The organism is Leptolyngbya sp. BC1307, assembly GCF_002286735.1.
Classification (GTDB): domain Bacteria; phylum Cyanobacteriota; class Cyanobacteriia; order Phormidesmidales; family Phormidesmidaceae; genus Phormidesmis.
Window position 1 is genome coordinate 1 of sequence record NZ_NRTA01000091.1, and the last position, 6,138, is coordinate 6,138.

General features: G+C 51.9%; 5 protein-coding genes and 2 pseudogenes. All 7 read right to left on the reverse strand.

All coding sequences use genetic code 11. The features are described from left to right. A pseudogene (locus CKL79_RS21640) lies at positions 1-432 on the reverse strand (IS701 family transposase); the annotation flags it as partial. Between the two features lie 51 nt (positions 433-483). Then, a complete protein-coding gene (locus CKL79_RS21645) occupies positions 484-822 on the reverse strand; it encodes a DUF433 domain-containing protein (RefSeq protein WP_121971607.1) in 339 nt (112 codons plus the stop codon). 106 nt (positions 823-928) lie between these two features. Then, on the reverse strand, positions 929-2,194 hold the full coding sequence (locus CKL79_RS21650) for a restriction endonuclease subunit S (RefSeq protein WP_276301236.1): 1,266 nt from the start codon (positions 2,192-2,194) through the stop codon (positions 929-931). 327 nt (positions 2,195-2,521) lie between these two features. Beyond that, positions 2,522-2,632, reverse strand: coding sequence for a hypothetical protein (locus CKL79_RS24465; protein WP_346427079.1), 111 nt, complete (start codon positions 2,630-2,632; stop codon positions 2,522-2,524). 86 nt (positions 2,633-2,718) lie between these two features. After that, positions 2,719-2,997, reverse strand: a complete 279-nt coding sequence (locus tag CKL79_RS21665; protein ID WP_121971610.1) for a DUF2281 domain-containing protein — start codon at positions 2,995-2,997, stop codon at positions 2,719-2,721. Positions 2,998-3,027: 30 nt separating this feature from the next. Then, the gene (locus tag CKL79_RS21670) at positions 3,028-5,847 is read right to left on the reverse strand and encodes a DEAD/DEAH box helicase family protein (protein ID WP_121971611.1); all 2,820 of its coding nucleotides are present in this window, start codon (positions 5,845-5,847) and stop codon (positions 3,028-3,030) included. Between the two features lie 45 nt (positions 5,848-5,892). Then, positions 5,893-6,138, reverse strand: a pseudogene (locus CKL79_RS21675) (IS630 family transposase); the annotation flags it as partial.

The following is a 6,138-nucleotide window of genomic DNA, read 5'->3' on the forward strand; positions in this document are numbered from 1 at the left end:
TCTAAAATAGTCGTTCTTCGTCTTGCCCGCTGCTTTGTCATACAGTCTGAAGTTGACCGGATAAGAATGACCGGAGGGGTCACTGTAGTACAGAGTAATTAGGTTGAGTCCCTTCACCGGTCGCTTGTGCTTGCCCGAGTAAAAGTAATCCACCAAGGCACTTTTGCTGGGGTCGCGATACGGTTTGTCTTCCACACTATCGTCTACGCTGAGCGTCCCGGATTCTAGGTTCAGCTCGCCTTTAACCTCGTCAAAGAGGTCTTTGGGCGTGTAACGTTCGCGTAATAAAAAGCGATTCACGCTATCGTGGCTCAAATCTGCCAAAATTTCTGAGAGCCGCACGCAGCTCACATACTTCGGCTCTGAGAGCAAAAATAAGGTGTAGAGCGTGCTATCGCACTGGGCTGTAGATGGTTTTGATAGCTCACGCATGGCCTAGCGATCACTCAAAAAGAAGGGGGCTCCTGCCAGCATACAGGCTGGCTACTCTGTCAATGCGTAAGTCCTATAGTTTTCTGAACTTGCCAGCATTTGGTCAATCTCTTGCGAGTGTTGACTGTAGTAAGCCCAAGCAGCCTCCAGGTCAGCTTGGGTAAGGCTGGGATAGTTTCGTAAGAGTTCTGTATGGTCAGCGCCCTGCTGGCGAAACGAAACCAGCGTCCATACTGGAATGCGGGTGTTTCGTATGCGGGCCTGTCCACCGCAGACACCGGGCGTTTTTTGGATGCTATTAAGCTTGAGCTTGGTTAATAGCAGGGCGCTTTCCTCGGGGCTAAGAGATTCGATAACCTGTACGAGGGAGTCTACTAGGCGAGCGTTCATTGTTTTGCTTTTTTCCTCCGCCCTTTAAACCTGAGTGATATTCAATTTTAGCTGAATAGCATTCAATTTTTGACCGTCTAAAGCCGATGAAAACTTTTAGCGGTTTTTATGAAGCCGCTTTCGTCTTTCGCGGCTTGCGAACCTTTTTGCCCATCTCCTCATGGGTCTCTCGCTCTGATTTCTCAGTTTGGATGCGGGCTAGGAGTTGGCTGGCGGGCTCATCATTGGGGTTTTGGGGGACGAGCTGGCCGGAGAAGGCTTTTTTGAGGATGGATTGACGAAGGGCTTCAGTCCGTTGAATCTCTTTGTCTATTTGGTACTCATTTTCTGTAATTACCGTTATCTTCTCCTCCAATTCGCTAACTATCTGTTCCACCTCGTCTAATCCTAATAAAGGAACGGCTATATCCGTGATGTCGGAAATTGAAATTCTTTTATGTCCGGCTGTAGATTTCGCTTTTTTCTCGATACCTCTACGAATGTTTGGCGAGGAGAAGACCAGCTCATAAAACTTAGCCCACCTGGTGTCAACTAACTTTGCACCGTATAGCCGATCTGGATAGATGACATTTTTTGGGAAATTTGAGCCAACTAGCGCACAGTTTCCTACAAAATCGACAGTTCCATTAAGTCGGGAAAATAGAAGGATTTGAGGCTCGATAAAATCAGCGGAACTTTTAAGCTGTTCGCGAGTTAGATAGCGGACATCTGCGTAATTAATTCGACCTGACCTAACACTGCTAGAGCGAAGTATAGGATATTCCGTTTCGTGATCCACCGGGGGAGCAGTTGTACCTCCACGAATAGAAAACAGTAGTTCTTCAAAGCGAACCCACTGCCATCCTTCTGGCAATATTGAAAGGTTGGCCAACTCTTCTTTGGTCAGAGACGAAGTGACTTTTGTTTTTTTAAGTTTACTCGGCTTCTTTCCTTCCTTTCCGCCTAGCTCCCATTTCTCAACTGCTGTCTTCCAGTCGGCTAGCTGCTGCTGATAGCGCTCTTCGCGGGCCTGCTGAATTTGGGCGAGCAACTGCGCGGCAGGCACCACCTTATCGGGGTTATCTGCCCGCCACTGCGCCGTGAGTTTACCTTCAAAGGCGTGTTTGAGCAGCGCTTGACGATATACCTGTAGTTGGGCTTTTGCCGTTTGCAGGCTTTCTACGCCCTTGTCAATTTCAGAGAAGAGTTCCTCAATTTTGGCGACGATGCGGTGTTGTTCGTTGAGTGGAGCGAGAGGAAAGATGATTTTCTTAAGCTGGTTGTTCGTGATACCTGGGATTGTGGTTCCTCTACCATCAAACTTCAGGAAGTTCATATGGTATCGAAGAAAAAATAGAGAATATTTCGGAAGGACTAACTTCGCATCTTGAATTTAAGGCATGAATATCCTGACTGAAGCAGATTGAGCTGCTGGTCAAGGCAACTTTTCCCAGCCCAACTCTAGTCACAACGAGTAGAGTTTCTTCGGAGACTTTGGTAGTTGTGCTGTTTTGGATGCCTAGCTCAGAAACGTATTTTCTGACAACTATCTCATCTTGTTGTTGAATATCGGCGCTTGTTATCCAGGCTGTTCCTTGCGTCTTCTCTATCCAGTATTTTGGCTCTTTTGTCGAGGGAGTCCCACCTCCAACTATTGAATAGATCCCTGCTAAATGTGATGCTTCCCAAGACGCAGGAAAGTTATTAAAATTCTTACTTATCAAGCCACCAACACCCCATTCAACTCCTCAATCAAATCATTCGTGCGATCGCCAAACAGCTCACACATCTCCCTCGATCCGCCTTGCCCATCAAACGGCGACATCTCCAAATCCTCCCGATCTCAAAACCAGTCAGCAAGATTCAGCCCTGCCACCCGAGAAAACTCACCCGTATTGTGCGTTGCCAGCGTCGCATCTAGCGAAACCGCCACTCCCGCCTTTCTCGCGGTATGTCTTGGTCTTCTCCTGCTCGAATTTCCTCTAAGGTTGGAAAATTATCACCCCAAGAACCCGCTACAGCCCTGACGAATTCAGGCCAAGTCATTTTATCCAACTCGTCTAAGTCATCTGGCAAGCCGTCTTCTTTCTTTTCCTTATGCTGTGCCTGCACAGACTCTACAAAAGTTAAAACCTCAGCCGCCTGCTCCGCTGGCAAGGCCCGAACCATCTCACAAATCTTTTCAACAACCGTCATTGCAAGCCCTCCCTTCAGTCCTCTCAAATATTAAGCCACCAAAGCCCCATTCAGCTCCTCAATCAAATCGTCCATGCGATCGCCAAACAGCTCATACATCTTACCGAGCCCGCCCTGCCCATCAAACGGCGACATCTCCAAATCCTCCCGCTCAAAGTGAAACGAACTCATCACATGATCGCGAATCATATGCAGCCAGTCCATCTGAGGCGCATCAAACTTATCGCCACCGCCCGCATGAGCACGCATCACCCAATTTTGAAAATTGCGCCGCACCACCGTCTCATAGTCCATTAGCTGCCCGTCTACCCCCGCCACCCGCCGAATCAGGCCCACCAGCGCCGTCAGCTCACTCATTGGGTTGCCCGAGCCATTTTCTAATAGCTGATACGCCTGCCACACCCGCAGCGGCGCAAGATTAGGCCGATCCGCCCGCAGCTTTGCCAGCACCGCGCTCACCATTTCAAAAGTCACCTCCCGCCTGCGCTGCGGCTGCTGAAAATAAATACTCAGCGCCTCAATCTCATCCTGGTTCTCCCGCAGATAATCCTCAAGCTTCTGCACCAGCGCCTGCGCGTTCTCCTCCGAATTTCCCGCCCAGTCCGACGCCAGCACCTCATCAAGATTGTCGTGGTCAATCGTCTGCTCGCGATCGCGCCGAATTCCTTCTAGCAGCGTAATCAAATCTCCCGTTAGCAAGCTGCCTGCCGCCTGACACAGATCTAGCTGTGCCGCCTCTAGTGCCGCCTCATCTGGCTCACCTGCCCCTGCTGGTAAACTCTCCCGCGCCCGCGCCTCCACCTGATCGGGATCAATCACGCTCAGCAACTGCCCCACCAAAGCCCGCAGCGGCATCCCGTTATTTTGCTCACTCACCTGCTGCTGCTGCTCCGGTGTGAGCTGCCGGTCTAACCGCGCTAGCCGCCCCGCCAGAGATGACACCATCTCCGCATCGCCGTCGCCCATCATCACCCCCATCGCCAGATCGCGAAACGGCACCGATGGCTGCGTGATCAGAGGCTGACTGGGGGTTTTGAGCGATCGCGTCACCCCCACCGCATCGACAATCACATAGTGCGTTTTTGCCGACCTGGCCGAAGGCGTCACCTTTTTCAGGTCATCTTCTCCCAGCGTCCGCGTCCCTCGCCCCTTCATCTGCTCAAAATAATTGCGGCTCTTCACATCGCGCATAAACAGCAAACACTCCAACGGCTTTACATCCGTCCCCGTCGCGATCATATTCACCGTCACGGCCACGCGCGGATAGTAGTCATTGCGAAAATTCGCCAGCACCCGATCTGGGTCGCTGCCCGCCTCCACCACTTCACCCGCCTCGCTCACCGTGTCTTGCTTCGCCTTGTAGGTCACCTTCTTGCAAAACTCATTGCTCTCACCAAACTCAGTGCGAACCATGCGAATGATGTCATCTGCGTGGCTGTCTGTCTTCGCAAAAATCAGCGTCTTGGGCACCTCTGTCCGCCCCGGAAACAGCGCCGGCAGTTGCGCTTTAAATTCGCGCACCAACGTTCGGATCTGATCTGGGTTTACCACCGAGCGATCTAACTGCTGGCCCGCATACACCTGCTCCTCATCGCTCAGCTCCCAGCGCTTGCGCCGGGTCAGCTTCTCGCGCTTTTGCACCGATTGCCCCTGAAGAATGCGATCGCCTGACTGCGTAATTCGCGTATCGATTCGATACACCTCATTGCCCACATTTACCCCGTCGCCCACCGCCCGCTCATGGCTATACTCCGACACCACATTTTTATCAAAAAAGCCAAACGTCCGACTATCCGGCGTCGCCGTCAGCCCAATCAAAAACGCATCAAAATAGTCCAGCACCTGCTGCCACAAGTTATAAATCGACCGATGGCACTCATCAATATAAATAAAGTCAAAAAAGTCTGGCGTAATCCGCTCGTTGTACACCACTGGCAGCGGCTCTCTGCGCCGAATATACGTCTCCGCCGGAGTGGCCTCATCGTCCTCGCTCAGCGCCTCCCCCTTGAGAATGGAATAGAGCCGCTGAATCGTACAGACCACCACCTGAGCGCTCTGGGCAATATGCGGCGAAGTCGGGCGCTGCACCACATATAGATCTGAAAACTGGCGGCTATCGTCACTCGGCAGGTAGGCCATCATCTCTTGCTCAGCCTGCTTCCCCAAATTCAGCGTATCGACCAAAAACAAAATCCGCTTTGCCTTTACAGGCGGCTTCAGCAGGCGGTGCATCGAGGTAATCGCCGTAAACGTTTTACCTGCCCCGGTCGCCATCTGAATGAGCGATCGCGTTTTCCCTGCCTTTAGCGAGTCTTCTAAGTTCTTAATTGCCTGCGCCTGACAGTCTCTTAGCCCTAGCGCGGCGGCTGGCAAGCCTTCAGGGTTTAAAGGATTTAGGTGTTGCAGGCGCGATCGCAACGGCTCCTGAGTCAACCGCTTAGCCAGTTCTTCGGGGCGATGAAAGTGAAAGATTTCGCGCGATTGAGGCTTCGGCTCCCGGCCATCGGTAAACTGGGTCACCATTCCCGTACTTTCATACAAAAACGGCAGCGGCTCCCGGTTGTTAATCCATTTCAGCTTGGCCGCTGCGTAGCCCGCCGTTTGGGTTTCATGCGTTGTCAGCCGGTGCCCCTCAGACTCTTTTTTCGCCTCAATCACCCCCACCGCTTTGCGATCTACAAACAGCACATAGTCCGCTGGCCCCACATCCGTCTGGTATTCCCGAATGGCCACGCCTTGGGCTGCCGATAGGTTCGTGCCGCTTTTAGCCTGAACTACCCAACCGGCAGCCCTGAGCTGAGTGTCGATGCGATCGCGCGCGATCTGTTCTGGATTCTGATTTACTGCCATAGACAAATAGCCACAGACTATATGAGTTGCTTAGCTAGTGGAGCGTCAGAGCTTAATTTGAGGATAAATGGAAATCAGTTTACACCGAGCATCCTCAACTTTCATTTGCCAGTCAACCCCTCGTTGAGTGTTGTTGATATCCGTTGACCAAGCCGCAATTTCGCTGCGGATGGTTTCGATATCCTCGAATCGTTTACCGTCAACACATTGACGGGTCATCGCGCTCAGCTCGTTCTCTGCGACATTCAGCCAACTGCCATGCTTCGGGGTGTAGCAAAACTCAATGCGCCG

Excerpts from the sequence above, each read along its gene's own strand:
- CKL79_RS21670 (WP_121971611.1), bottom strand. The coding sequence starts at position 5,847 with ATGGCAGTAAATCAGAATCCAGAACAGATCGCGCGCGATCGCATCGAC.
- CKL79_RS21645 (WP_121971607.1), bottom strand. The coding sequence starts at position 822 with ATGAACGCTCGCCTAGTAGACTCCCTCGTACAGGTTATCGAATCTCTT.
- CKL79_RS21665 (WP_121971610.1), bottom strand. The coding sequence starts at position 2,997 with ATGACGGTTGTTGAAAAGATTTGTGAGATGGTTCGGGCCTTGCCAGCG.